Raw genomic sequence first — 26880 nt, 5'->3', positions numbered from 1 at the left:
GACCCCTCTAGACTCTGTGGTCAACGTTAGGTAAAGCCGAGTACGGCGCGGGGGAGCCCCGTACACATACGGATTGGGTTGCCAGTGGTTCTGAAAACCTTCGGCTGGTCGTTCGCGGTCACCGCGCTCGGCTTGGTCGCGGCGGTGCTCTACGGGGGGTGGACGGGCTTCGGCGTCGTGGCGATCCTGTCCATCCTCGAGATCTCGCTGTCCTTCGACAACGCGGTGGTCAACGCCGGGATCCTGAAGAAGATGAATGCCTTCTGGCAGAAGATCTTCCTCACGATCGGTGTGCTGATCGCCGTCTTCGGCATGCGACTGGTGTTCCCCGTCGTGATCGTCGCCATCAGCGCCAAGATCGGCCCGATCGAGGCCGTCGACCTGGCGCTGTCCGACAAGGACCAGTACAAGGAACTGGTCACCGACGCCCATCCGGCGATCGCCGCCTTCGGTGGCATGTTCCTGCTGATGATCTTCCTCGACTTCATCTTCGAGGACCGCGACATCAAGTGGCTGGCCTGGCTTGAGCGCCCGCTGGCCAAACTCGGCAAGATCGACATGCTGTCGGCCTGTATCGCGCTGATCGTCCTGCTGATCACCTCGATGACCCTGGCGACCGAGGCCCACCTGCACGCCGGACCCGCGGACAAGGCCCAAACGGTCCTGATCTCCGGTGTGGCGGGGCTGATCACCTACATGGTGGTGGGCGGCCTCTCCGGCTACTTCGAGAACAAACTCGAGGAAGAGGAGGAGCGCGAGCACGAGGAGGAGGAAGAGGCCAGGGCCAAGGGCAAGCAGGTCTCGGCCGTCAAGCTCGCCGGCCAGGCCGCGTTCTTCATGTTCCTCTACCTCGAGGTTCTGGACGCCTCCTTCTCCTTCGACGGCGTCATCGGCGCCTTCGCCATCACCAACGACATCGTCCTGATGGCGCTCGGCCTCGGTATCGGCGCCATGTACGTCCGGTCGCTCACCGTCTACCTGGTCCGCCAGGGAACCCTCGACGACTACGTCTACCTGGAGCACGGCGCGCACTACGCGATCGGGGCCCTCGCCGTGATCCTCCTCGTCACGATCAAGTACGAGATCCACGAGGTCATCACCGGCCTCGTCGGTGTCGCCCTGATCGGCTGGTCGTTCTGGTCCTCCGTGCGCCGCAACAGGGCACTCGCCGCTGCTGAGGGAAAAGGTGAGACCTCGGACGACAAGGCCGAGGTGTCGTCCGGGGTGTAATGCCGTGCCGGGCCCGTGGTCGGCCCGTCGACACGGGTGTGAACCGGGCCCGGGTGCGGAACGCTCAGTGCGGGGCGGCCATCGAGGACGAGTCCTCGGGGCCGCCCCGTTGCTGCGGGGCAGAGGGCGCGCATCGGGCATGCGCGCGAGAGCGCGAGCTGGGGGCGGGAATGTCCTTCTGGGACGGTCTGTGGCGTGGGAACCAGACACACTTCGAGTCGGGTAGCTCGGCCACCAATTCCATCGAGCTGACCAAACGGCACCACACGGTCTCACTGACCAAACAGGGCGCGGCCACGGGAAACCTGCGGGTGAACCTCTCCTGGCGGATGCGGACGTCCGACATCGGCGCCTCGAAGCGCGGCAGTCTGCTGAGGCATCCGCTCAAGCTGTTCACGCCCGAGGTGGTGCAGGCGCACACCCAGAGCATGGTCAACGTGGACCTCGACCTGGGCTGCCTGTACGAACTCAGCGACGGCGCCAAGGGCGTTGTGCAGCCCCTGGGCAGCTTCTACGGGGAGCTGAACGCGCCGCCGTACGTCAAACTCAGCGGGGACGACCGCTTCGGCTCGGGCTCCGGTGAGACGATCTTCATCAATCTCGACCACCGTGCCGACATCAAGCGACTGCTGCTGTTCGTCTACATCTACGACCAGACCCCGGCCTTCGACCGTACGCACGCCATCGTCACCCTCTACCCGAGCAACGGCCCCCGCATCGAGATCGGCCTCGACGAACGCCACCCCCAGGCTCGCTCCTGCGCGGTGGTGATGATCGAGAACGTCAAGAACGAACTGATCGTCCGCCGGGAGGTCAAGTTCGTCTACGGCTTTCAGGCCGAACTCGACCGCCTCTACGGCTGGGGCCTGCAGTGGGGGCGCGGCTACAAGTCGAAGGTGGAGCGCTGACCGTCGCCCGCCGACGCCGGTGCGGGCGACGTGCGCCGGTGCGGGCGACGTGCGCCCGGCCGGGAGCCTCAGCGGGCGAGGAACTGGGGGCCCTGCGGTGGCAGACGGAAGTCCGGGTCGGGGAGGGCGGTGACCGGCTGGTGGGGATAGCCGTAGGCCGGGGCCGTCTGGGCCGAGGTCGGCTGCGGGTAGCCGTAAGCGGGCTGGGCTGCCGCGGCCGGCTGCTGCGTGGGCTCCGGTGGATAGCCGTAGCCGGGCTGCTGGGGCGGGAGCGGGAGCGAGACCGGCGGGGACCCCACGGTGGCCGGAGGGGCCACGGTGGCCGTCGGAGCGCCGGTGGGCGCGGCGGCGGCCTCCGACTCGTCGACGGTGATGCCGAAGTCCGTGGCGAGCCCCTGCAGCCCGTTGGTGTACCCCTCGCCGAGCGCCCGGAACTTCCACACCTCGCCGCGCCGATAAACCTCACCGCAGATCAGGGCGGTCTCCTCCCCGGTCTCCGGCTTGATGTCGAAGTACGCCAGCGGCTCGCCGTCGGCGGCCGTGGCGTCGTACAGCAGGATCCGCAGCGAGCGCACCTGGTCGAACGTGACACCGTCCGCCGACGCGACCAGCAGGATCCGCGCCACCGCGGCGTCGAGCCCCGACAGGTCTGTCTGGATCGTGTCGGTCAGGCCCTCGGTGACCCGCTTCTTGCCGAGCCGCCACACCTTCCCGGAGGGGTGCCGCGGCTGGTTGTAGAAGACGAAGTCCTCGTCGGACCGCACGCGTCCGTCGGGCCCGAGGAGCAGTGCCGAGGCGTCGACGTCCGGAACCCCCTGCCCCGCGGTCCAGCGCAGCACGGCGCGCACCGCCGTGGCGTCCAGCGGGACGTTCGATCCCTTCAACATCGCGTGCGTCATGCGGTCATCCTGCCCTCTCGGTTCCGGTCACGACAATGCGGGGGTGGCCTGAACACGGCCGATCCCGCGGGGCACGGCTGGGTACCCGACCTGGTGGAGTTACCTGATGTTCATGCCCGGTGGGAACCCCGGACATGGATCCCTACGTACTATTACCGGCCACAACCGGCCCACATAAATCTGGCCGACTTGTCACCCCGGGGGAGCTTCATGCGTCATTTCGGGCACATCGCCCCTGAGGTGCGGCAGCGCCTCTTCCACCAGGAGCCGTGCGTCTTCACCGCCGACTCCCCGCCCCGAGTGCTCTCCGCCGCTCTCGGGGCCACCCTGTACAGTCCCGCGACCCGTCCCCAGCTCGCCGACGACGTCCTCAAGCAGGCGGGCCGCGGGGTGGTGTCCATGGTGCTGTGCCTGGAGGACTCCATCGACGACGCCGACGTGGCGGACGCCGAGGAGAACCTGGTCCGCCAGTTCGCCGACCTCGCCGACCTCGCCGCCCGGCCGGGCGCCGAGCTGCCGCTGCTGTTCGTCCGGGTCCGCACCGCCGAACAGATCCCCGACCTCGTCCGACGACTCGGCGCAGCCGTACGCCTCCTGTCCGGATTCGTACTGCCGAAGTTCACCGAGGAACGCGGCGTATCGTTTCTGGAGGCGCTCGCCGTCGCCGAGGCCGAGTCCGGACGCCGGCTCTTCGCCATGCCCGTCCTGGAGTCGCCGGACCTGCTGTACCTGGAGTCACGCGTGGAGACCCTCACCGGGATCTTCCGCGTCGTCGACAAGTACCGCGACCGGGTCCTCGCCCTGCGCCTCGGCGTCACCGACTTCTGTTCCTCCTACGGCCTGCGCCGGGCGCCCGACATGACCGCGTACGACGTCCAGATCGTCGCCTCCGTGATCGCCGACGTGGTGAACATGATGGGCCGGGCCGACGGCACCGGCTTCACGGTGACCGGACCGGTCTGGGAATACTTCCGGGTCCAGGAGCGGATGTTCAAGCCGCAGCTGCGGCAGAGCCCCTTCCTGGAGGTGCAGGCCGTGGAACTGCGTGAAGCGCTGATCGAGCACGCGATGGACGGACTGCTGCGGGAGATCTCCCTCGACCAGGCCAACGGTCTGCTCGGCAAGACCTGCATCCACCCCTCGCATGTGCTGCCCGTGCACGCGCTGTCCGTGGTCAGCCACGAGGAGTTCAGCGACGCCCAGGACATCCTGAGGCCCGAGCGGGGCGGCGGGGGCGTGCTGCGGTCCGCTTACACGAACAAGATGAACGAGGTGAAGCCGCACCGCGCCTGGGCCGAGCGGACCATGCTGCGCGCCGAGGTCTTCGGGGTGGCGAACGAGGACGTCGGCTTCGTCGACCTGCTCGCGGCGGGGCTGCCCCGTTGACGGCCGGGGCCCGCGCCCGTGCGCTGTTCGGCGGCACGGCCGCCGGGCGGGCAAAATCGTACTGACGCACCCTTGACGTGCCGCTGAGCCTCGAAGCACTCGTGCGCGAGTACTCACTCCTACGCAAGCACTCACTCCTACGCACCTACGCAAGCAATCACCATCAAGCACTCACTCGTCGACAAGCAGCACTCGTCATCTGGCACTCGGTCGTCATCAAGCAGTCGCACTCAAGGAGTCGATGAACAACGTGGTCTGGTCCGGGACATGGGTCGCCGAGCGGCTCGGAGTCGAACTCGTCGGCGACGCGCAGTTGAGCGATCTCCTGGGGCTCGCGCTCCGGCGCAACCCCAAGCGCGCCCATCTGCTCGTCTCCAACGTGCTGGGCAAGCACGTGCCGCAGTCGCCCGCGGTTATCTACGGGCACGGGTTCACGCTCGGCCGGCGGGTGCGGGAGCTGCTGGGCCCCGAGGGCAGCCCGGCCGCGGTCGTCCTCGGCTACGCCGAGACGGCCACCGGCCTCGGCCACTCGGTCGCCGACGGCCTGGGCGCCGCACCCTGTCTGCACTCGACCCGGCGGCCGGTGCCCGGAGTGGCCCAGGCCGGCGGCTTCGAGGAGTCCCACTCCCACGCCACCTCGCACCTCCTGCTGCCGGAGGACCCGGCGCTGCTCGCGGGCGACGGGCCGCTCGTGCTGGTCGACGACGAGTTCTCCACGGGCAACACGATCATGAACACGATCCGCGCGCTGCACGAGCGCTATCCGCGCGAGCGGTACGTGGTCGTGGCGCTGGTCGACATGCGCTCCGCCGCGGACCAGGGACGGCTGGCGCACTTCGCGCGGGAGATCGGCGCCCGGGTGGACCTGGTGGCGGCGGCGAAGGGGAGCGTACGGCTGCCGGAGGGGATCCTGGAGCGGGGGCAGACCCTGGTGGCCGAGCACGAAGGGGCATCCGGCCCCTCCGAGCCCGTTCCCGGCGGGTCCCCGGACGTCACCCGGGTCGACCTCGGATGGCCGGCCGGAGTGCCCGACGGAGGCCGGCACGGCTTCACGCCCGAGCACCGCACACGCCTCGAAGCGGCCCTCCCCGCCATGGGCGCCCGCCTCGCCGCGGCGCTGCCGGCCGGTGCCCGGCGGGTCCTGGTGCTCGGCTCGGAGGAGCTGATGTACGCGCCGCTGTGCCTCGCACGGCTGCTGGAGCAGACGGTTCCGGCCGAGATACGGTTCTCGACCACCACACGCTCGCCCGTCCTGGCCGTCGACGACCCCGGCTACGCGATACGCAGCCGTCTCGTCTTCCCGGCCCATGACGACCCCGCCGACGGATCCGGCGAACGCTACGCCTACAACGTCGCGGGCGCCGGCTTCGACGCCGTCGTCGCCGTCGTCGACTCCACCGGCGACACGCCCCAACTGCACGCTTCCGAAGGCCTGTTGGCGCAGCTCGCCGCGCACACGCCGAGCGTGCTGCTCGCCGTCGTCCCCTCCTATGTGCCGTCGTACGCGACCTCGTACGTGCCGTCGTACCCGACCTCGTACACGGCTCCTCACGCGACCGAAAGGCCCTCCATGCTGCCCGAGCCCCTCCGCGGCCCAGCCTTCTCCTCGTACGCGCCCGACGAGGTCGGCTGGCTGCTGCAGGACCTCTCGGACGTCACGTTGGAGGCGCCGACCGAGGAGCGCGAGGAGGCGATCCAGAGCGGCGGCGCCCACTACGCGGAGTCGCTGCCGGTGGAGTACCAGCCGAGCGCGCAGTACCAGGAGCTGTTCCGCGCGGCGCTCGACACCTTCGCCGCGCGGATAGCCCAGGCGGTCGGCGTGGTCACCGAGACCGTGCTCGCGGAGCGGTCGGAGCGGTCGGGGCGCTCGGGGCGGTCGGAGCGGTCCGAGCCGTCGGAGTGGTCGGCGCGGCCCGGGGGTCCGGTCCTCGTGTCGCTGGCCCGCGCCGGCACCCCCGTCGGTGTGCTCATGCGCCGCTGGGCGCGCCACCGGCACGGTCTCGACCTGCCGCACTACGCCGTGTCGATCGTGCGCGGCCGGGGCATCGACGCCAACGCGCTGCGCTGGCTCGCCGCCCACCACGACCCCGCCGACGTCGTGTTCGTCGACGGCTGGACCGGCAAGGGCGCCATCACCCGTGAACTCGCCGAGGCTCTGCGGGAGTTCGAGGCGTCCGACGGCATCACCGGCTTCGACCCGGAGATCGCGGTCCTCGCCGACCCGGGCTCCTGCGTGCGGACGTACGGCACCCGCGAGGACTTCCTCATCCCCTCCGCATGCCTCAACTCCACGGTTTCCGGGCTGATTTCGCGTACGGTGCTGCGCTCGGACCTGGTCGGTCCGAACGACTTCCACGGCGCCAAGTTCTACCGCGAACTCGCCGCCGCGGACGTCTCGGTGGACTTCCTGGACGCCGTCTCGGCCCGTTTCGCCGAGGTCGAGGACACGGTCGACACGCAGACCAAGGAACTGCTCGCCGGTGACCGTACGCCGACCTGGGAGGGCTGGGCGGCCGTCGAGCGGATCAGCGAGGAGTACGGGATCCACGACGTGAACCTGGTCAAGCCGGGCGTCGGCGAGACCACTCGGGTGCTGCTGCGTCGCGTACCGTGGAAGATTCTGGCGCGGGCCGGGGCGGGGGCCGACCTGGACCACGTACGCCTGCTCGCCGAGCAGAGGGGGGTACCGGTGGAAGAGGTGGCCGAACTGCCTTACACATGCGTGGGGTTGATCCACCCCAAGTACACGCGGGGTGCGACCGGGGCCGACGGCAAGGCGGTGACGGTCTGATGACGTCGTCCACGAGCGGGACCACTTCGACCGCGTCGGCGTCCACGAGCGGGGCCACGATCGCTGCGGCGTCCACGAGCGGGCCCATGATCACGTCGGCGTCCACGAGCGGGATCACGATCGAGTCGGCGTCCACGAGCGCGACCCCTGCGACCGCTTCGGCGTCCTCCACGTCCACGGTGCTCGTCGCGAGCGATCTCGACCGTACGCTCATCTACTCGTCCGCGGCGCTCGCGCTGACCATGCCCGACGCGCGTGCACCCCGGTTGCTCTGCGTCGAGGTGCACGAGAGCAGGCCGCTGTCGTACATGACCGAGACCGCCGCCCGGCTGCTCACCGACCTCGGCGGGTCCGCGGTCTTCGTGCCCACCACCACCCGCACCCGCAAGCAGTACCAGCGGATCAACCTCCCGGGTCCGCCCCCGAAGTACGCGATCTGCGCCAACGGCGGGCATCTGCTCGTGGACGGCGTCTCGGATCTCGACTGGCACGCCTGGGTGACCGACCGCCTCAGCGACGAGTGCGCGCCGCTGGCCGAGGTGCGGGAGTATCTGACGGTCACCTCGGACCCGTCCTGGGTGCGCAAGCACCGTGTCGCCGAGGACCTCTTCGCCTATCTCGTCGTCGAGCGCGATCTGCTGCCCGAGCAGTGGGTCAAGGAGCTGGCGGTGTGGGCGGACGAGCGTGGCTGGACGGTGTCCGTGCAGGGCCGGAAGGTCTACGCCGTGCCGAAGCCGCTGACCAAGAGCGCGGCCATGCTCGAGGTGGCCCGGCGCACCGGGGCCGGCCTCACCCTCGCGGCCGGTGACTCCCTCCTCGACGCCGACCTGCTCCTCGCCGCGGGCCTGGCCTGGCGCCCCGGCCACGGCGAACTCGCCGACGTCGGCTGGACCGCGCCACACCTCACGTCCGTGCCGGAGGCGGGGGTGCTGGCGGGGGAGGAGATCCTTCGGGGGCTGCTGCGGACGGTGGCCGAGGCCTGACGGGGTTGCTGCGGTCCGTGACCGAGGTCTGACGGGGTTGCTGCGGTCCTGGGGGAGGTCTGACCGGGTTGCTGCGCACCGTGGCGGAGGGGTGAAGGGCCGGCGGGGCTACACGTGCGGCACCCCGTCTCCCGACCTCAGCAGCCGCGCAGCAATCCTCCGCCGCGGCAGCCGTGCCGGGCTTCAGCCGCAGCATCCTCCGCCGCAGCAGCCGCCGCCTCCGCCGCCTGCGGCGGGGGCCTGGCGGGGCGCGGCGGCGTTCGCCGTGCCGCCGACCGCGACGGTCGACAGGAGCTTCACGGTGTCGTCGTGCCCGGCCGGGCAGGCGGCGGGGGCGGAGGACTCGGCCATCGGCCGGCTCATCTCGAAGGTGTCGCCGCAGGTCCGGCAGCGGTATTCGTAGCGAGGCATGGGCACAGGTTAGCGGGCGTGTGCCGGAGGTGGGTCTGTTCGCTGGGTCTGTTCGCCCCCTACGCCGCTCCCTCCCGCTACCTCCGTCCCGCCCTCCACCGCTACCGCTACCTTCCTCCCGCCCTCTGCCGCTCCCTCCCGCCCTCCCGGGCCCGCCGCTCCAGCTCCAGATACCGCGCCCGCCGACTGTCCTGCTCCTTCTCCAGCGCCCGCGCCCGCCGCTCCGCCTCCGCGCGCTCGGGATTGCGGGCCTGCCAGTAGGGGTTGTCGTGCGGCAGGGCCGAGCCGACCCGGCCGTACATTCCGAACCACATCAGCACCACGCCGAACACAAAGCTGAACAGGACGTTCTGGATCCGGAAGGCGAGGAAGTTGAAGCCGGTCTCCAGCAGCGCCAGATTGACGAAGCCGCTGACGACGAAGAGCACGCCCAGGACCATGTTGAGGGTCGAGGCGAAGTTGCCGCCGACCACCATGCCGACGAAGAGCAGCCCCCCGACACAGATGGACAGCACGCTGAGCGCGCCGTTGGTGTTGAGTCCGGCGACGGTGTCGCCGCCGGTGTCGAAGAAGCCGACCTGGTCGAGGAGCCCGAGGATGCCGAACGCGAGCAGCACGAGACCCATCAGGCCCGCGCCGACGCGGTAGACCGTGCTGAGGCGGTGATCGACGGGCAGATGCTCGTCGAGCCGGATCCGGCGCCGCTTCCCCCGACGCAGTCGCTGGGGGGCCATGTCGCCTCCTTCTGATGCACGTACGCGCTTCCGATGCACGTACGCGCTTCTGCCGCACGTCGGGAGGCACCTGGTGGACCCCGGAGGCACTGGCGGAACCCAGAGGCACCAAACGAAGGCACCCAGAGGGCCAAGAGGCACCTGGAGGCTGCGGCATCGGGAGGCACGTACATTCCAGCATCCGCCCGCCACGGTCCGAACGCCACACATCGCCCGCGCCCACGCGCCCTCAGTGCGCGGCCGTGCACGCTCCGCCCGCCTGCCCGAGTGCGCGGCCGTGCCACGCCCGCCTGACTGTGCCGACCGCCGCGCCCGGTCGTCTCAGTGCGCTGCCGCGCCCCGCTCGTCACGGATCTGGGCGACGACGTGGGCGACGGTCTGCCGGACCGTCTCGGTCTCGGTGAGGAAGTGCCAGTAGTCCGGATGGCGGCCCTCCAGCGTGGTGATCGCCCGCTCCAGCCGCGCCACCGAGTCGTCCAGGGGGCGGGCGTGCCTCGGGTCGGGGGTCGCGCGGCCCGCCATGGCCAGCCGCTGGGCGTCGCGGATCGCGAACCGGGTGCGGTCGATCTCCTGCTGAGGGTCCTTCTGTACGGCGTTGAGCCGCTTCAGCCGGTCGCCCGCCGCAGACACGGCCTCGTCGGTGGTGTTCAGCAGGGCGCGCACGGTGGACAGCAGGGCGGTCGCGTCGGGCCAGCGCTGGGCGTCCCGGGCGGCCTGGGCCTCCTTCAGCTTGAGCTCGGCCTGGCGGACGTTCTCCGCCGCGTGGTCCGGGACCTGCTGGAGGTCCTGCCAGCAGGCGGCGGCGAACCGGCGGCGCAGTTCGCTGAGGACCGGTTCGACCTGGCCGGCCCGGGTGGTCAGGGCCTGGGCGCGGGTGCGCAGCGAGACCAGCCGGTGGTCGATCTCGGCGGCCCGCTCCGGCAGCCGCTCGGCCTCCGCCCGCACGGCCTCGGCGTCCCGGGCGACCCGCTCGGCGCGCTGAAGCGTCTGCGGTACGCCGTGCTGCCCCGCGCCCTGGTTGAGCTTGGTCAGCTCGGGGCCGAGGGCGGCGAGCCGGGCGGCCAGGTCATCAGCCCTGAGCCCTGAGCCCCGTACGGCATCCAGTGCGTTGGAGGCGGCGAGCAGGGCCTGGCGGGCGCGTTCCACGGCGGGGGCGAGCCGGGCCAGCTGGGTCTCGGCCTTGCTGAGCAGCGGCCCGAGCCCGTCGGCGAACCGGTCCAGGTCCCGTTTGACGTTGTCCAGGTCGTCCTTGGCCCGGGTGAGTTCGGTGCGGGCGCGGGCCGCGACGGAGGACTCGAGGTCGTCACGGTCGAGGTCATGGGCGTCGACGGCGTTGATGTACTGGTGACTGACCTCGTCGATCCGCCGCCCCAGCGCCTCGAAGTCGGAGACGGCGCGGCGGGCGGCGGGCGAGTCGTCGACAGCGGTGATGGTCTCTATCGAGATCCGCAGGTCGCGCTGGGCGGTGTCCAGCTCGTAGAAGGCGGCAGCGGCGGCGTCCTTGGCGGCCTGCGCCTCCGCCCGCTGGCTCTCGGACCGTCCCCCGAACCAGCGCCGGGTGCCGCCGCCGGCGAAGGCGGCGGGAAGGGCGGCGAGGAGGGGGAGGGGGAGAAGCAGGAGGGTGAGCAGGCCCCCGCCCCCCGTGCCGCCACCGCGTCCCGTGGCGGGCTCGGCGCCGGCGCGTCGTGCGGCGGGCGGCTCGGCGCCGATGCGTCCTGTGGCGGGGGGCCCGGCGCCGATTCGCCCTGCGGCGGGCGCGGTGCCGGTAACGGCTCCCGACCCCCCGGTGTTGTGCGCTCGTCGACAAGGCTTGTGTGCACGTCGATGGAGGAGTGGTCGCGCCTCTGGCGCAAACGGTGTGTCCGGCTGGTGAGGTGTCGCCGTCACATCCCTCTCCCGTGCTGTCATCCGTAAGGCCCGGTGCCATTCTCCCACCGGACAAGGACGAACAACACGGGCCGATCAGTTCGCGCTCTTGACCGTGATTTTGCCGTCTCCGGTTCGGGCGGAGACGACGTGCGGGCTGTCGTCGGCACGCGGAACGGATACGTCGACGGAGCCGTCGTTGCTCTCGGCCGACACGCGGTACGACACCTCGCCCGAGCCCTTGGCCGACCCCTGAGCGTCACGCGGCAGCGCGATGCTGATGGAGCCGTCCTTGGTCTGGGACTCCACGAGGTCCGGTACGACGCCGAGTTCCAGGTGGACCGAGCCGTCCCCGGTGCTGGCCTTGACGCGCCGCGCCTCGATGCCGCTCGCTCGGATGGAACCGTCCCCGGTGCGCAGTGTGAGCGGTCCGGAGGCCTCGTCGACCCGTACGGATCCGTCGTCGGTGCGCAGGTTCAGCGGGCCGGAGGATTCCGTGACGCGTACGGAACCGTCGCCCGAGTGGACGTCCACGGCCGTGCGGAAGCCGCGCGCGGTCACGCTGCCGTCGCCGTTCTCCACCTTCACGGCGATCCCCCGCGGGACCTCGATGCGGTGCTTGAGCGAGCAGTTGGCGATCATGCCGCTGCACTTCTTCCGCAGCACGAGCCGGTCCCCGTCGACTTTCCAGGTCACCTTCGGGTCGTCGCCGACGACGACCTCACCGGAGAACCACCGGGTGACCCGCACCTCCTTCACGTCGGCCGCGACGAGCTCGAGAGCGGAGTCGTCCGAGTCGACCGTCAGCGTCCGCCCCTGCAGGGCGAACGACTTGCGATCCGGATGCTCGTCGTCCTCCGCACCCGCACATCCCGCGGCGAGGAGGACCACGGCCGCGACGACCCCGCCGACGGCGACGCCACGTACACGAACGGAACGGTGAGCACGGGTGACGGCCATGGACTTCCCCCTGAGAACCTGTGAACCACTGAAGGCCCGACGACGAGCCAATGACGAGCAACGACGAGCGACGATGAGCAACGACGAGTCAACGCCCCGGCCGACCGGCGGACGCGAGCACCTGAGAACGAATTCGACGGTACGGACGGAACGCCCGGCCCGGGATCCGGTCCGCTCCCGAATCAAGGGTGGGGATAGCCCCCCGGCGCTCCCCCTGACGGCCCTGCCCGCATACGGGTTTCGGCGCAGCCCCCCGGGCCATGTAGGCTTTCCTCTCGTCCCGGGCACGTAGCTCAGCGGTAGAGCGCCGCCCTTACAAGGCGGATGTCGGCGGTTCGAAACCGTCCGTGCCCACTTGATCGAGGACATGAGCGAGGCCCAGGTCAGCGGGTGGTTACCCGGAGACCTGGGCCTCGATCTTTGCTGGCGACTCGGGGCCGCCGTGCCACTTACGTGCCAGATGGGCCACGCGGAGGCCGCTTCACCTTCTTGATCTGACCGTCCACGTAGTCGGCGATCTGATGGTCACGGCCGTTGACGAGGTGCTGATAGATCAGCGCGGCCCGCACCGACGAGTGGCCCATGCGGTGCATCAGCTCGCGCGTGGTCGCGCCACCGGCGTGGACGGGTGCGCGGCCGCAGGTGTGGCGCCGGCGGCAGCGGCGCAGGCGCTCCCGTCTCTGGTGCGCCGCGGAACGCTTCGATCACGGGACCCATCGTGATGGGGTGGGCCTTGTAGCCGGAGCTGGCTTCAGCGCCTCAGGCTGACGATCGCCGAGGCGTCCCCGACGGTGCCGACGCCGATTATCTTGTCGGTGCCCGGGACCGACGTGATGGCGTTCAGACGGAGTGACTGCTTCGGGCCGGATGCGGTTCCGTAGGGGTCCGGCAGTTTCGACTGGGCGATCCCTTCGCAGAGCCCGTCCGCGGTGAGGTACCGGCCGGCATTGAGGACCGCCCCGCGCCTGCCGTCGGTGACCCAGGGGCCGCGGTCGCTGCAGGCTCCCTCGGGCTTCGGCAGCTCGATCCAGCCGGTGCCGTTCCAGCGCCGCCGGATGGTTTCCGCGGCGGGGTCGGACTCGTCGTCCTCGCTGATGGAGGTGTGTTCGCCGTAGACCCGGACGTCGTCCTTCGCCAGCGCGACGACCTCCGTGAAGTAGGCCAGCTGTTCGGGGGCCGGGACCGTGTAGTGGTACTCCGGCGTCCGTACGGGCTGCCAGTCGTGGCCGTCCCAGTGCAGAGTGGCGGGCTGGGCGCCCGGCAACGACAGGTGCTCGTCGGGACCGTCGGGGTAGTCGTAGCCGACCGCCCACAGGTCGTCGGGCGCGACGCCGTCGAGCGCGGTGACGGTGACGGGCAGGTCCATGGCGGTCCAGCCCGTGCCGTCCCAGTGGTACGCCCCGGTCTCGCCGTCGAGGACCCAGATGTCGTCCGCGGTGAAGGCCCGAACGTCAATGACCCGGTGGCCATCGGGGAGTTCGGGCAGCGCAGTCCAGCGCGTGCCGTCCCAGCGGGCCATCCATGACGCGTTCTCGTCGTCGAGGCTCGCCGTGAACAGGAAGCCGCCGGAGTCCACGGCGTCGAAGCGCACATCGTCGAAGACCTTGGCGCCGAACGAGGCCGGCATGGGGCGGTGTTGCCATCCGGTGCCGTCGTAGTGCAGGAGGAGGCCGTCGCCCGCCGCCCACATGTCGTCGTCAACGGTCGCGATCACGGCGGACAGCGTGCCCGTGTCCGTGAAGACCTTGTCGTACTGCCAGGCCTTACCGGAGTCGATCACGGCGCGCAGGGTCACCACGGAGAGGAACAGCAGCAGGAGCACGGCGAGCGCGGCGTTGACCTTGAGGATGCGCGTGTTCGCGTATGTGTCGCCCACCTTCTACCCCCAGCCCCCAGAGCCCAAGCCCAGCCCCAGCCCCCGCCGTGGCCGTGGCCGCAGAGCATACGCTTCGGGCTCCGAGGGGTCCGGTGGCCGGTGCCGCTACTGGTCCCCGGGCTCTTCGGGCGGCAGTTCGTGCGTGTGCTTAAGCCGCATCCGGGCCGTCACCCGTTCCGTCGCGGCGACCTCCGACCAGAAGCGGTGGCACGTCACGAAGACCGCGAGTTCCCGTTCGCGTTCGCGGAGCTTTTCGACCTCCGCCTGTTCGTCGGCGGTCCAGCCCGGGGAGGCGGGACGTTCCACTTTGCGCCAGCCGTGATCGTCGCTGAAGCCGTCCAGCGGCTCCACCGACCAGGGGAGCCGCTTCAGGAGAGCCAGGAGCTCCGCCCGGACCTGGTGCAGCTCCTCCTGACCGGCGAGGAGGTCACTCGGGAAGTCATAGGTCGCAGCCACCCCACAATGGTACGCCTGTTCGAATTTGCGATGCGAGTTTCTTCCGGTAACTCGCGGGGAGGTGCCGGCCGCACCGGTGACCGTGGATTTCGTCGTACGGCGGTCCGTGGGCTGAGGGAGACTGGACGCATGTGCCGCAGCATCAAGACACTCCGTCCGCCCGTGCTCCCCGAAGAGGCCACCGAGGAGGAGATCCGCGCGGCCGCGCTCCAGTACGTGCGCAAGGTCTCCGGCTTCCGTGCCCCGGCCGCGCACAACCGCGAGGTGTTCGACCACGCCGTGGAGGTGATCGCCGCGGCTACGGCCGAGTTGCTGGGCGGCCTCCAGATCCGGGGACAGGGGCAGCAGTCGCAGTCACACCAGCCGCCTCAGTCACGGCCGCAGCCGCAGCCGCAGCCGCCGTCACTGGCGCAGGGCCAGGCTCAGGTTCCGGTCCAGCACGCCGGCTGAGCCAGTCCTGCCCGCCTGACCGTCGTCCCGCCGGACAGTCGTCCCACGTGACCGTCGTCCTGCGCTCAGTCCTGCGCCGCCGGCCTGCGTACCAGGTATGCCGCGCCCGCGCCCGCCCCGAACAGCGCCGCCAGGGACACCGCCGTCGCCAGCCAGGTGGCGCCGAGCCACTGGCCGCCGAAGTAACCCAGTCCCACGCTGTACGCGGCCCACGCCACGCCCGCCAGCATCGACCACGGGAGGAAGTCGCGGACGCTGCGGTGGGCGGCGCCCGCGGAGAAGGAGACGACGGAGCGGCCCGCGGGGGCGAAGCGGGCCAGCACCACCAGGATGCCGCCGCCCCGGGCGAGCGCCGAGCCGAGACGTTCCTGTGCGGTGGTGAGGCGGCGCGAGCGGGCTATCGCACGGTCCAGGCGCTCACCGCCGCGCCAGGCGAGCCGGTAGGCGACGAGGTCGCCGAGGACGGAGGCCGTCGCCGCGGAGAGCAGCAGCACCAGGATGTGGGGCGCCTCCTGCGGCATGTGGCCGGTGGCCGAGCCGGCCGCCGCGGCCGTCGCCGCCGTGATCACGAGCACCCCGCTGGGCAGGACCGGCACAAAGACGTCGAGCAGGACGGACGCACCCACCAGGGCGTATATCCACGGACTGCCGGTCAGTGACCCGACACTCTCAAGCACCGAAACTCCCCACACTTCCCCCGTGACACGGCCCGACCGCGACAGCGCGGGGGCCCAGCGACAGCGCGGGGCGGCAGGGACGGCCTTTTACGGTCATACAGCGTATGCCTGAGGGCAACGCAGCGTACGCGCGGCCCTCGCGCCGAGATCAACCCGAGATCAAGAGGAGTTGGAGCCGTGTCATGCGCGCGCCCGTCTCCCCGTACCGGGAGGCGGGCGCGCGGGTGGTGGATCAGGCCGCGACCGGTGTCTTCTCCGCCTCGGACCGCTGTGCCGTGCGCCCACTGCGCGAGGCGATCAGGCGGTCCAGCCCGAACGCGCCGGAGCCGGTGAAGACGAGCAGCAGCATCGACCAGGAGTACATCGCGGCGCCCTCGCCGTTGTTCTGCTTCGGCCACAGGCCCATGGGCTGGTGGACCTTGAAGTACGCGTACGCCATCGCGCCGGACGCGACGAAGGCGGCGACGCGGGTGCCGAGGCCGAGCAACACCAGGCTGCCGCAGACGAGTTCGATGACGGCCGCGTACCAGTTGGGCCAGGCGCCCGTGGCCACGGTGCCGCCCTTGCCGTCCGCGCCGCCGATCACGCCGAAGAGCGAGGCGGCGCCGTGGCAGGTGAAGAGCAGGCCGATGACGATGCGGAACAGGCCGAGAGCATATGGCTGGGCGCTGTTGAGGCGTCCGGTCATGTGGGGGACTCTCCTTAGGACTGGGTAGTCGGTCTGGGTTTTCGGTCTGTGTCGCCCGGTTGTGTTACTCGTGGGGAGGGAACCGAGCGAGTGGTCCAGGTTAGGAGCGCCTAATCAATACTTGCAAGTTCAACATTCGGCCATGATTCCGCTTCCGCTTCGCCGTCAGAACCGCCGTGCCCAGGCCGGCCAAGGGTTCGTAGCACCGCCCGGGCCACCGCGTCGGCGTCCGAGAGCGTGACCGAGTCCACACCGGGTCGGGCCCCGGCGGCGGTCACCCAGTGCACCCCCTCGGTGGGCACACCCAGCGCGAAACGGCGGGGGTGCGGCCGTCCCCGCCGGTCGATCAGACGGTACGGGCGGGGTGTCACGTCCAGCCCTCCGGTTTCGTAACCGTCGACGGTGTGCGGGCGGCACTGGCCGGTCCTCAGCAGCCGGGCGAGCAGGGCGTCGGCGCTGCGCCGCAGGTCGGGCTCGGGGAGACGGGCCTCGATCAGGGTGGTGGCACGGACGGTCGAGCCGGGGACGTCGGGGGAGTGCGCGACGAACGCACCGTCCTCGGCGCGGAGTTGGAGCCGGGGGCCGACCACCTCCAGCACGCCCGCCTCGATCAGTGCGGCCATCTCCTCGATACGGCGGCGGGGCGGTCCGATGGAGAGGTAGGCGTTGAGCGGGGTGTACCAGCGGTCCAGATGTTCCCTGCGTGAACTCCCGGCGATACCACGGTGGTCCACGATCTGGCGCAATTCGTTGCGCAGGTCTCGCAGTACGTCGAGGGCGGCCTTCAGCGGGCCCCGGACATTGCCGAGGGCGGCCTCGGCGGCGTCCGCGCGCAGATGGCCGAGCAGCCAGCGGCGGAAGTCGCCGGGAGCGGTGAAGACCTCGTCCTTGTACGGGCGGGACAGCCGGTCCCAGCACCAGCGCCGTGCCTCCGGAACCCCGAACTCGTCCAGCAGCGCGGCCTCTTCGGGGCCCCGATGGGCGACGGCGAGAAACCGGAGACCGAAGTCCGCGCCCAACAGCGCGCTGTAGTAGACCCCTTCGACCTCCTTGGCCACCAACGGCCATATCTCCGTGCGGAAGTCGGGGGCGTCGCCGGAGTCCGCGCGTTTCCGGAAGCCCGCGACCACCTCCGGTGTGAGGACGAGCGGGAGGTGACGTCCGTACGGGCCCTTCGCGTTGTCGCCGCGCGCGTGGTACGGAATGCCGCGCCGTGAGCCCGCGTAGAGCTTGGGCTCGCGGCCGGACGGTAGATAGCGCAGCGCGCCGCTCCGCCCGGTGAAGCGGCCGCCGCGGCCCTGCGTCAACAGGGCCATGTGATCGAAGAAGTTGAGGCCGAGACCGCGCAGGAGTACGGGTTCGCCCGGAGCCAACGGGGAGAGGTCGAGGTCGGCGGGGTTGGCCGGGGGCAGATGGCGCAGTCCGGGCCGCTTCGGGTACTCCGTCGGATCGACCACCGCCGGTAGGTGTCCTTGTGTCAGTACGACCGCCGACAGACCGGTCAACTCCCGTCCGTCGTCCAGGAGCAGGGTCTGCGGGCCGTCTCCCGCATCGTCCGAAGGGCCGTTCCCCGACTCGTCCCTCGACTCGTTCCTCGATTGGTCCCACGACTCGTTCACCGACTCGTCGCCCGTGTCGTCCGTCGCGCCGTCGAGCCGGACGGCCCGGGCCCGGTGTACTTCGACCCGCACGGAGGGCGGCGCATCGTGTACGACACGGGCGAAGAACCACTCCAGGTAGCGTCCGTAGAGGGCCCGGGTGGGGTAGTCGTCGGGGCCGAGCTCGCTCGCGCTCCCCTTCGCCCACTCGTAGAGGCTCGGGCCCGGTCTGATCGGGCCGGAGCAGTCCACCGTCTCGTCGGTGAACAGCGTGACCTGGGACGCCACCGTGTTCATCAGGAGTTCCGGTGACTGGGCCGTGCGCCACACCCGGCCCGGGCCCGGTGGCCAGGGGTCCACCACGTGCACGATCAACTGCGTGCGAGCTGGCAGGAGTTCGGGGGCGGAGGCGCAGAGGCGTTCCAGGACGCTGGTGCCGCGCGGGCCGGCGCCGACGACGGCGACGGACCTCGCTGCGATCGCTGCGGACAAAGGGGTGACTCCAGGACGTGGGGGGCACTGGGCGGCAAAATGCTCGCTGGAGGCGGACGTTCCGCCTCATCATGCACGGCGGAACGCGGCACGCCGAGCCTTTGGCCCGTGCGGTGTGGGGCGCGTCACGAGCATCAGGGGCAGCAGGGGCGATCGCCGTATTTACCGGGTGAGTCCGCGTATGTACGGGGGTTCACGGGGTCAGCAGGGACTCCTCCGTGGTGCTCAGACGTGTCGAACCGTCCTGTCCGGCCCGGGCCTGCTCGAGCCGTAGCCGGGCCGAACGCCCTTGCAGTACCAGCGTCATGAGCTGGTTGCCGAACCAAGGGCCGCCGGTCTTGCGCCAGCTGACGGGCGGTCGGTCAAGGCGGCCGTGCCGGGCGAACCGGCGGCCGAGTGCCCGGGCCACGGCGCTCCAGCCGAAACGGAAGCCGACGCGAATCGACAACGGGATGGAGTTGTGGACGGGGGAGCAGGTCAGCTGCAGCACGCGGGCGGTGGGGCCGCCGTCCGGCCAGGAGGGCTCGGCGATATAGGCGTGGTGCACATCACCGGAGAGCACGCACACGGTCGCCGGCGCTTCCGGCCCGGAGCCGGCCTCCGCGAGAAGCGCGGTCAGCGCCTCGAAGGAGGAGGGAAAGGCGGCCCAGTGCTCCAGATCGGCCCGTCTGCGCAGGTCCTCCCCGAACCGCGCCCAGCGCGGCCCGCGTTCACCCCGGCACAGTGCCGCGTTCCAGCCCTCCGCGTCGTGCACGAGGTGGGGCAGCAGCCAGGGCAGGGAGGTGCCGACGAGGAGGTGGTCGCAGGAGCCCGGTGAGTCCAGCGCCTGTTCGCGCAGCCACCGTGCCTCGCCCTCGTCGAGCATGGACCGCTTGTCCTCCTGGAGCACCCGGGCCGCGCGGGTGTCCACCATCAGCAGCCGCACCCGGCCGAAGTCGCGCCGGTAGCTCCAGCGGGCCGTGGTGAAGTCGGCGTCCGCGCGGGCGGCGAAGGCGCGCAGCGCGTCCGTGCCGTCGGGGGTCGCCCGGACCTCCGCGTAGAGCGGGTCCGCGGCCAGGGTGGCCGGTGGGAGGTTGCCGAGGTGCTGGTAGACCCAGTACGACATCAGTCCGCTCAGCACGCGCTCGCGCCACCACGGAGTCTCCCGCATGTCCGCCAGCCAGGAAGCGCTGGTGTTCCAGTCGTCGATCACGTCGTGGTCGTCGAAGATCATGCAGCTGGGCACGGTGGAGAGCAGCCAGCGGATCTCCGGGTCCAGCCAGGATTCGTAGTAGAGGCGGGTGTACTCCTCGTAGTCCGCGACCTGGCTGCCCGGGGGCTCCTCCAGACCGCGGCGGGCGGCGATCCAGCGCTGGGTGGCCTGGGAGGTCTCGTCGGCGTAGATCTGGTCGCCCAGCAGGACGAGCACATCGGGGCGTTCGGCTGCGCCGTCCGGGGTTGCCGCCATGCGCGCGGCCAGTGTGTCGAGGGCGTCCGGACCGACCGGGTCGTGCTCGTCGGCGGGCGGGGCGGCCCAGCGGCAGGAGCCGAACGCGACGCTGACCTCGTCGGAGCCGGGTTCGGGGGTGTGGATCCGGGAGGGCGGGAAGCGGGAGTCCGCGAGCGGCCACACCCGCTCGCCGTCCAGCAGCACCTCGTACGTCGGGCTCGTCCCCGGCGTGAGGCCGTCCACCGGCACCAGCGCGTAGTGGTGCCCGGCGATCTGGAAGGTGCGGGACGTGCCGCCGGCGCCGTCGGCGCAGCGCACCTCGGCCGTACACGGACGGCTCGCCTCGACCCAGACGGTCGCGGACGAGCCGTCCACGTATCTCAGCAGTGGTCCCAGCCGCAGCCTCGCCACAATTGATCACCCTCCTCCGTCGACCCGTACGGTACGGAACGACGGAGGTGATTGGGGAGGTTCCGGGTGAAATCTTGTGGGGAGGCGGTGGGGATCGGCCGGAAGACGGTCGGACGGTTCCGGAAACTGTGCGGGGAACTGCTCGGCTGCCTGGATGTGCTCGGCTGCCGGGAAGCGTTCGGCTGCCTGGATGTGCTCGGCTGCCGGGAACTGTTTGGCTGCCTGGAACTGCCTGGTCGGCGGCCTCGTGCCCAGGCACTTGGCTGCCTGGGACTGCTTGGCTGCCTGGATGTGCTCGGCTGCCGGTAAGCGCTCGGCAACCGGGAACTGCCGGGGAACGGTCAGCAGCTCGCCAGGTAGTTGGTGAGCGCGCTCTTCTCGGCGGAGTCGACCGACAGGTCGTAGTAGTACTTCACCTGCACCCAGGCGCGGACGTACGTGCAGCGGTAGGCGGTGCGGGACGGCATCCACGTGGCCGGGTCCTGGTCGCCCTTCGACTGGTTCACGTTGTCGGTGACGGCGATGAGCTGCGGGCGGGTGAGGTCGTTGGCGAACTGCTGGCGCAGCGAACTGCTCCAGGAGTCGGCGCCGGAGTCCCAGGCCTCGGCCAGCGGGACGAGGTGGTCGATGTCCAGGTCCGAGGCGGCGGTCCAGGTGGCGCCGTCGTAGGGGGAGTACCAGGAGCCGCTGGTCGCGGCGCAGGTGGAGCTGGTGACGACGTTCGTGCCGTCCCGCTTGAGGACCGTCTCGCGGGTGTTGCAGGCGCCGCTGATGGTGATCCAGTGGTTGAACAGGTCGCGGTCGTAGCCGGTGCGGTCCTCGGTGGCCACGGTCAGCGTGGCGAGGTAGCTGCGGGCGGTGGCGGCGCTGACCGGGGTGGGCAGCGCGGCGGAGGCGGTGGGGCCGTTGAACATCCCGGCCATGGCTATCAGGCCGGTGACGGCTGCTAGTATGCTGAGCCGTCGACGCGCGTAGACCTTGGGCATGCGAACTCCCTGGGGATGTGGGGAAGTTGACGATGCGAGCAAGCCAGATGCTCGCGGCACCGCGTTTCCGGAAGATGTGCGTCAGGTGAGAAGTTAATGACGTGGCCATGTCAACGGAAGCCTTTTGACGTGACCTGTGAGCCGCCTGTCCCCCTCGCTCGCCCTCGCCCCGGTCGCTTGCGGGGTCGCGATGCCGGTCGCGTAGCATGGGCGGTGCAGAAGGGGAGTAGCTCTTCGCCGGACCGTCGACATACTGCTCAGCTCGGCTGAGCCGGCGCCCGGAGGCAGCCCCGTGGGGCCCGCCAGCGAGACCTTCGGCAAGCAGTGCATCCGCACCCCGACCAGGTGCGGTTCCGTGTGCTGCCGTGCCGAGGTGTCGTGTCACAGTCAGCGCTCTCGGTGGGGTGGCCCCGACCGATTGAGGCATTTTGATCAGCTTGAGCGTGACGGCGCTCGTCTTCGGCGTCGTCTTCCTCGCCGAACTGCCCGACAAGACCGCCCTCGCGGGGCTCGTCCTCGGGGCGCGTTACCGGGCCTCGTACGTCTTCGCGGGCGTCGCCGCGGCCTTCACCGTCCATGTCGTGCTCGCCGTGGCCGCCGGGTCCGTGCTGACGCTGCTGCCGCAGCGGCTCGTGCACGCGATCACCGGGGTGCTCTTCCTTGGGGGTGCGGTGATGCTGCTGCTGAAGAAGGATGAGGGGGAGGAGCGGGTGGGGCGGCCCGGGGACCAGGGGTTCTGGAAGGTCGCCGGGGCCGGGTTCATGCTCATCCTGGTCGCCGAGTTCGGTGACCTCACCCAGATCATGACGGCCAACCTCGCGGCCCGCTACGACGATCCGGTCTCGGTCGGACTCGGTGCGGTCCTCGCGCTGTGGGCGGTGGCGGGGTTGGGCATCGTCGGCGGAAGGGCGCTGATGAAGCGGGTGCCCTTGGGGCTGATCGCCAGGATGGCCGCGGTGGCGATGGCGGGGCTCGGGGTGTGGAGCCTGTATGGCGCGGTGGTGGGCTGAGGCGTGCCGCTCCCGTCCGTGGGTTTCAAGCGCCCTCATGGACAGGTGCCGTCATGAACAGTGCCGTCATGAACAGTGCCGTCACGAACCAGTGCCCTCGTGAACAAGTGCCCTCATGAATCGGTGGCACGACGGCGAGCTATTTTGTATCGTGGTTAAACAAAGTGGCCCCGCCCACTCTCCCTGACCGGTGGGCGGGGTCGCCTTTTTCTTCGGGGCCGGGGACCGGTCCCTCTCCCGCGTCTGGAGTTCGCCGATGACGGCCACGTCCGTGCTGACCGCCCGTGCCCTCCTGCTCGACATGGACGGCACCCTCGTCAATTCCGATGCCGTGGTGGAGCGGTACTGGCGGCTCTGGGCCGTCGAGCACGGCCTCGATCCCGTCGAGGTGATGAAGGTCGTGCACGGGCGGCAGGCGCACGCCTCGATGGCGTTGCTGCTGCCCGAGCGGCCGATGGCCGAGAACCACGCCGACAACGCGCGCCTGCTCGCACAGGAGACCGCCGACATGGACGGCGTCGTGGCGGTCCCGGGCGCGCCCGCGTTCATGGCCTCGCTCGCGGGGCTGCCGCACGCCCTGGTGACCTCCGCCGATGTCGCGCTGTCCACCGCGCGCATGGCCGCCGTGGGGCTGCCGCTGCCGGAGGTGCGGGTGACGGCGGAGTCGGTCGGCGCGAGCAAGCCGGATCCCGAGGGGTTCCTGAAGGGGGCCGCCGAACTGGGGGTCGCACCCGAGGACTGTGTGGTGTTCGAGGACTCCGGTGCCGGGATCGCGGCGGGGCGCGCCGCCGGGATGCGCGTCGTGGGCGTCGGGCCGCGGGCCCATGCCCACGGGCCGGACGTCGTCGTGGCCGACCTCACCGAGGTCCGCGTCGAAGCAGTGGCCGTTGGGGACGGGACCGTCCGGCTGCGGCTGCACATCGGCTGAGCCGGCCCGCCGGCCCGGCGCGCCTCAGGGCTCCTGTGTCTCCGACTCCAGGCTCTTGCGCGTCACCCTGTCGTACACGCCCGGTTCGGTGACGTCGAGGTCCCGGCTCAGTTGGTAGCGGCGTACGGCGTCCTCGGTCGGGAAGCCGTACTCGCCGTTCGCCTCGCCGAGGAAGAAGTTGATCGAGCGCAGGCGTTCCTGCAGTTCCACGACCTCCTCGCCGGTGTCGCCGGGTCCCAGGAGGGGTGGATCGCTGCGGTCCTGGCCGGACGACGACTCGTCGGCCGTCGGCGTCGGGGTGGGCGAGGGCTCGCTCGGCGTGGAGGCCTTCGACGTGGACGGGGCGGCCGTCGTGGGGTGCGGTGCGGCCGGTCGTGTCGGCTCGCTCCGCGCGGGAGCGCTGGGGGCCGGGGTCGTCGGCGTCGGTTCCGGCGGGGTCGTCGACGGTGCCGCGGGAGACGCGGAGGTGGCCGGCGTGGTGGTCGGAGCGCTGGCCCGGACGTCCTTGGGGAGGGCGTGGTCGTCGGTCGGCGGATCGAAGCTGAGCAGTGCGTTCGCGAACCAGGCGGAGACCACGACGATCACCGCCGCTCCGGCCGTTCCGAGGAGCGCCAGCCGTCGTCCTGACCTCTTCGAGGACTTCGACGACGAGGATTGCGGGTGCTCGGGGTACTCCGCGTAGACGGGGTCGAGGCCGGGGTCGGGGGTGTCGGCGCCCGGTATGGGCCGGGTTTCCGGTGGCGCGGGAGCGCCGAATAAGAACTCGTCCCGGGATGCGTCCGGTACCGGTGCGAGCGGCATGGTCCGCTCGGTGTCGGCAGGGGCGGCGAGCGTGGAAGGGCCGACAGGTATGGAAGGGCCGGCGGGCATGGAAGGGCCGGCGGGCATGGAAGGGCCGGCGGGCGTGGAAGGGCCGACGGGGCCCCCGTGGTCGGCAGGGTGGCCCTGCGTGTGCCCCGGCCACTCCGGGGCCGGGTCGACGGCCCGCTGAGACGATCCTGCCGACGGTGCCAACGGTGCCGACGGTGCCGGCGATCCAGGTGGTCCCGGCGGTCCCGGCGGTGTCGGCGCTCCCGGAGGTGTCGCCGGTGCCGCGGGTGTCGTCGGTGCCGCCCCGGCGGGCGCGCCGTACGCGGGGTAGGTCGTCGCGGGCCCGTGCGGGGCACCGGGCGACGACGAGTACTCCGGTGCCCCGGCCGCCGAGGGGCCGTCCAGCGAGACGTAGGGGCGGATCCGCAGCGGATCGAAGTCCTCCGCTGCCGCCGCCTCCGCCGTGCGCGCCTCCAGCGCCGCTTCCGAGGCCCGCTGGGCGCAGTCGCAGGACGGGGCTCCCGTGGAGCTCCGAGGTGCGTCGCATTCCGGGCAAGTCTGTTCAGGTCGGTCGTTCACACGTGGTCCCTCCCCCCGAGAACTCCAGAGATTATGCGCATCGTCACCACAGGGTCTCCCGACAGCCTTGTGAATCCCCACCGGCGAACAGGACTCAACAGGCCATAACCGGTCACACAGATCAGGATGGAAGTTGGACTCCGGCGGGAGGCACCACGGGAGGTCTCATGGCCCAGGACACGAACCACACGAACACCTCCGTACCCACCCCTTCAACGCGACCCCGTGGCGTCCTGGTTCCCATCGGCGCCCTGCTGCTCGGCATGTTGCTGGCGGCGCTCGACCAGACCATCGTCTCCACCGCCCTTCCCACGATCGTCAGCGAATTGGGGGGCCTGGAGCACCTTTCCTGGGTGGTCACCGCCTATCTGCTCGCCTCCACCGCGGCGACTCCGCTGTGGGGCAAGCTCGGTGACCAGTACGGCCGAAAGAAGCTGTTCCAGGCCGCAATTGTGATCTTTCTCATTGGGTCCGCCTTGTGCGGAATCGCCCAGAACATGCCCGAGTTGATCGCCTTCCGGGCCGTGCAGGGCCTCGGTGGCGGGGGACTGATGGTGCTGTCCATGGCGATCGTCGGCGACTTGGTGCCACCGCGCGAACGCGGCCGGTACCAAGGCCTGTTCGGGGCGGTCTTCGGCGCCACCAGCGTGCTCGGACCGCTGCTCGGCGGCCTGTTCACCCAGCATCTGAGCTGGCGTTGGGTGTTCTACGTCAACCTGCCGGTGGGAGTGGTCGCGCTCCTCGTGATCGCCGCCGCGCTGCACATCCCGGTACGCGCCGAACGGCAAGTCATCGACTACCTCGGCACGTTCCTGATCGCCTCCGTCGCCACCTGCCTGGTGCTCGTCGCCTCGCTCGGCGGCACCACCTGGGCCTGGGACTCGCCGCAGATCGTCGGCCTTGCCGCGCTGGGCGTCGTACTAGCGGTGTTCTTCGTCCAGGTGGAGCGGCGGGCCGCCGAACCGGTCCTGCCGCTGAAGCTGTTCAGAATCCGCACCTTCACGCTCTCCGCGCTCATCAGCTTCGTCGTGGGCTTCGCGATGTTCGGCGCCATGACCTATCTGCCCACGTTCCTTCAGGTGGTCCAGGGTGTCTCGCCCACCTTGTCCGGGGTGCACATGCTGCCGATGGTGCTCGGTCTGCTGCTCGCCTCCACCGTCTCCGGGCAGATCGTCAGCCGCACCGGCCGCTGGAAGGCGTTCCCGGTCGCGGGCACCGCCGTCACCACAGTCGGCCTGCTGCTGCTCCACGAACTCGACGAGAACAGTTCCACCGCCGAGATGAGCGCGTACTTCTTCGTCTTCGGCCTCGGACTTGGCCTGGTCATGCAGGTGCTGGTGCTGATCGTGCAGAACGCCGTCGCTTACGAGGACCTCGGCGTGGCGACCTCCGGCGCCACCTTCTTCCGCTCCATCGGAGCCTCGTTCGGGGTCGCCGTCTTCGGCACGGTCTTCGCGAACCGGCTCGGCGAACGGCTCGCCGACGCGCTGCGCGGACGCCAACTCCCGCCCGGTACCGGCCCGGACGCCCTGGAGTCCGACCCGCGCGTCATCGCCGAACTGCCGCCCGCGCTGCGCCCGCCGGCCGTGCACGCTTACGCGTCCTCCATCACCGACGTCTTCCTCTACGCCGCCCCGGTTGCGCTGCTCGCCTTCGTGCTCGCCTGGTTCCTGCGCGAGGACCGGCTGCGCGCCTCCGTCACGGCACCCGACATCACCGAGACACTCGCCACCAACCCCGTCGAGCGGTCCTCGTACGACGAGGTGTGCCGGGCGCTGTCGCTGCTCGGCACCCGGGAGGGCCGGCGGGAGATCTATGTGAAGATCACCGAGCGGGCCGGTTACGACCTGCTGCCCGCGGCGAGTTGGCTGCTGCTGCGGATCCGGCGGTACGGGCGGGTCGAACCCGGACGGCTCGCCGAGCGCAGCGCCGTACCGCTGGCCGTGATCATCGAGGCGTCCCGGCAGGTCGAGGAACGGCGCCTCGCCGTGCGCCGGGGACTCGACCTCATGCTCACGGAGCAGGGACGCGAGATCGCCGAACGGCTGTCCGCAGCCCGGGAGGAGTCACTGGCGGAGCTGCTCGGGGACTGGTGGGGTCCCGGCCGCCCTACCGATCTCATCCAGCTGGTACGGGAGTTGAACGGCGAGCTGTGCGGTTCGGACGCGGAACGGCCCCACGAAGAGCAGGGCGGCACCCGGCGGCCGTACGGAGCGGGGGTCTGAGCATCAGCCGGTCAGATTCGCGTGAGCCGCTCGGCTCCTGCGCCGGCCGGTCAGTTCGCGTCAGCCACTCGGCTCTCGCATCAGTCGGTCAGCTCGC

23 protein-coding genes and 1 tRNA gene are annotated in these 26880 nt (G+C 70.7%); 10 read left to right on the top strand and 14 right to left on the bottom strand.

From position 1 onward, the window contains the following. Positions 1–84 precede the first annotated feature (84 nt). Positions 85–1230, top strand: coding sequence for a DUF475 domain-containing protein (locus tag EF387_RS37270; protein ID WP_128381038.1), 1146 nt, complete (start codon positions 85–87; stop codon positions 1228–1230). Between the two features lie 170 nt (positions 1231–1400). Beyond that, complete coding sequence (locus EF387_RS37265) at positions 1401–2138, top strand: TerD family protein (protein ID WP_128381037.1); 738 nt, start codon at positions 1401–1403, stop codon at positions 2136–2138. 68 nt (positions 2139–2206) lie between these two features. On the opposite strand, the gene EF387_RS37260 is transcribed toward EF387_RS37265, so the two are convergent. Beyond that, positions 2207–3037 carry a TerD family protein gene (locus tag EF387_RS37260; RefSeq protein ID WP_128381036.1) on the bottom strand — a complete coding sequence of 277 codons (831 nt, stop codon included), beginning with the start codon at positions 3035–3037 and terminating at the stop codon, positions 2207–2209. A 210-nt stretch (positions 3038–3247) separates the two neighbouring features. Between EF387_RS37260 and EF387_RS37255 the strand changes: the two genes are divergently transcribed. The 3 genes from EF387_RS37255 (at position 3248) to EF387_RS37245 (ending at position 8197) form a co-directional block, all read left to right on the top strand. Then, positions 3248–4423: an HpcH/HpaI aldolase/citrate lyase family protein gene (locus EF387_RS37255; protein ID WP_128381035.1), complete on the top strand. Its 1176-nt coding sequence runs from the start codon at positions 3248–3250 to the stop codon at positions 4421–4423. A 241-nt stretch (positions 4424–4664) separates the two neighbouring features. Further along, on the top strand, positions 4665–7214 hold the full coding sequence (locus tag EF387_RS37250; RefSeq protein WP_128381034.1) for a phosphoribosyltransferase: 2550 nt from the start codon (positions 4665–4667) through the stop codon (positions 7212–7214). A gap of 86 nt (positions 7215–7300) precedes the next feature. Beyond that, positions 7301–8197 carry an HAD family hydrolase gene (locus tag EF387_RS37245; RefSeq protein ID WP_238431914.1) on the top strand — a complete coding sequence of 299 codons (897 nt, stop codon included), beginning with the start codon at positions 7301–7303 and terminating at the stop codon, positions 8195–8197. Positions 8198–8380: 183 nt separating this feature from the next. On the opposite strand, the gene EF387_RS37240 is transcribed toward EF387_RS37245, so the two are convergent. The 4 genes from EF387_RS37240 to EF387_RS37225 form a co-directional block, all read right to left on the bottom strand. Next, positions 8381–8608 carry an FmdB family zinc ribbon protein gene (locus tag EF387_RS37240; RefSeq protein WP_128381033.1) on the bottom strand — a complete coding sequence of 76 codons (228 nt, stop codon included), beginning with the start codon at positions 8606–8608 and terminating at the stop codon, positions 8381–8383. Between the two features lie 107 nt (positions 8609–8715). Next, the gene (locus EF387_RS37235; protein ID WP_128381032.1) at positions 8716–9342 is read right to left on the bottom strand and encodes a DUF4383 domain-containing protein; all 627 of its coding nucleotides are present in this window, start codon (positions 9340–9342) and stop codon (positions 8716–8718) included. A 321-nt stretch (positions 9343–9663) separates the two neighbouring features. Further along, positions 9664–11229: a coiled-coil domain-containing protein gene (locus tag EF387_RS37230; protein WP_420802664.1), complete on the bottom strand. Its 1566-nt coding sequence runs from the start codon at positions 11227–11229 to the stop codon at positions 9664–9666. 75 nt (positions 11230–11304) lie between these two features. After that, positions 11305–12168 (bottom strand): DUF4097 family beta strand repeat-containing protein, encoded by an 864-nt coding sequence (locus tag EF387_RS37225; RefSeq protein ID WP_128381031.1) that lies wholly within the window; start codon positions 12166–12168, stop codon positions 11305–11307. Positions 12169–12450: 282 nt separating this feature from the next. Here EF387_RS37225 and EF387_RS37220 point away from each other — a divergent pair. Next, positions 12451–12522: transfer RNA gene (locus EF387_RS37220), tRNA-Val, on the top strand. 95 nt (positions 12523–12617) lie between these two features. On the opposite strand, the gene EF387_RS37215 is transcribed toward EF387_RS37220, so the two are convergent. The 3 genes from EF387_RS37215 to EF387_RS37205 form a co-directional block, all read right to left on the bottom strand. Continuing rightward, entirely contained in the window at positions 12618–12761 is a 144-nt protein-coding gene (locus EF387_RS37215) for an integrase (protein ID WP_420802663.1), read from the bottom strand. A 158-nt stretch (positions 12762–12919) separates the two neighbouring features. After that, positions 12920–14044, bottom strand: coding sequence for a beta propeller repeat protein (locus EF387_RS37210; RefSeq protein WP_128381030.1), 1125 nt, complete (start codon positions 14042–14044; stop codon positions 12920–12922). A gap of 105 nt (positions 14045–14149) precedes the next feature. Continuing rightward, on the bottom strand, positions 14150–14500 hold the full coding sequence (locus tag EF387_RS37205; RefSeq protein WP_128381029.1) for a hypothetical protein: 351 nt from the start codon (positions 14498–14500) through the stop codon (positions 14150–14152). Between the two features lie 129 nt (positions 14501–14629). Here EF387_RS37205 and EF387_RS37200 point away from each other — a divergent pair, with 129 nt between their 5' ends. Continuing rightward, complete coding sequence (locus tag EF387_RS37200) at positions 14630–14950, top strand: DUF2277 domain-containing protein (RefSeq protein ID WP_420802662.1); 321 nt, start codon at positions 14630–14632, stop codon at positions 14948–14950. Positions 14951–15015: 65 nt separating this feature from the next. On the opposite strand, the gene EF387_RS37195 is transcribed toward EF387_RS37200, so the two are convergent. From EF387_RS37195 to EF387_RS37175, 5 genes are all read right to left on the bottom strand, one after another. Then, the gene (locus tag EF387_RS37195; protein WP_128381028.1) at positions 15016–15627 is read right to left on the bottom strand and encodes a DedA family protein; all 612 of its coding nucleotides are present in this window, start codon (positions 15625–15627) and stop codon (positions 15016–15018) included. A gap of 232 nt (positions 15628–15859) precedes the next feature. Continuing rightward, on the bottom strand, positions 15860–16315 hold the full coding sequence (locus EF387_RS37190; RefSeq protein ID WP_128381027.1) for a DoxX family protein: 456 nt from the start codon (positions 16313–16315) through the stop codon (positions 15860–15862). 110 nt (positions 16316–16425) lie between these two features. Next, positions 16426–18405 (bottom strand): FAD/NAD(P)-binding protein, encoded by a 1980-nt coding sequence (locus tag EF387_RS37185; RefSeq protein WP_128381026.1) that lies wholly within the window; start codon positions 18403–18405, stop codon positions 16426–16428. 193 nt (positions 18406–18598) lie between these two features. Continuing rightward, on the bottom strand, positions 18599–20245 hold the full coding sequence (locus EF387_RS37180; protein ID WP_128381025.1) for an alkaline phosphatase D family protein: 1647 nt from the start codon (positions 20243–20245) through the stop codon (positions 18599–18601). Between the two features lie 341 nt (positions 20246–20586). After that, on the bottom strand, positions 20587–21231 hold the full coding sequence (locus EF387_RS37175; RefSeq protein WP_128381024.1) for an HNH endonuclease family protein: 645 nt from the start codon (positions 21229–21231) through the stop codon (positions 20587–20589). Positions 21232–21659: 428 nt separating this feature from the next. On the opposite strand from EF387_RS37175, the gene EF387_RS37170 reads away from it, so the two are divergent. Together EF387_RS37170 and EF387_RS37165 are read left to right on the top strand one after the other, a co-directional pair. Beyond that, positions 21660–22241, top strand: a complete 582-nt coding sequence (locus tag EF387_RS37170; RefSeq protein ID WP_128381023.1) for a TMEM165/GDT1 family protein — start codon at positions 21660–21662, stop codon at positions 22239–22241. A 256-nt stretch (positions 22242–22497) separates the two neighbouring features. Beyond that, positions 22498–23169 carry an HAD-IA family hydrolase gene (locus EF387_RS37165; RefSeq protein ID WP_128381022.1) on the top strand — a complete coding sequence of 224 codons (672 nt, stop codon included), beginning with the start codon at positions 22498–22500 and terminating at the stop codon, positions 23167–23169. Between the two features lie 24 nt (positions 23170–23193). Here the strand turns inward: EF387_RS37165 and EF387_RS46840 are convergent, their stop codons facing one another. Beyond that, positions 23194–23970 (bottom strand): peptidoglycan-binding domain-containing protein, encoded by a 777-nt coding sequence (locus EF387_RS46840; RefSeq protein ID WP_155589804.1) that lies wholly within the window; start codon positions 23968–23970, stop codon positions 23194–23196. A gap of 755 nt (positions 23971–24725) precedes the next feature. On the opposite strand from EF387_RS46840, the gene EF387_RS37155 reads away from it, so the two are divergent. Next, complete coding sequence (locus EF387_RS37155; protein ID WP_128381020.1) at positions 24726–26783, top strand: MFS transporter; 2058 nt, start codon at positions 24726–24728, stop codon at positions 26781–26783. Positions 26784–26880: the final 97 nt, after the last annotated feature.

The organism is Streptomyces cavernae (assembly GCF_004023625.1).
GTDB lineage: Bacteria > Actinomycetota > Actinomycetes > Streptomycetales > Streptomycetaceae > Streptomyces > Streptomyces cavernae.
Note: the sequence above shows the minus strand (reverse complement) of the source record. Positions and strands in the feature narration are given on the sequence as shown.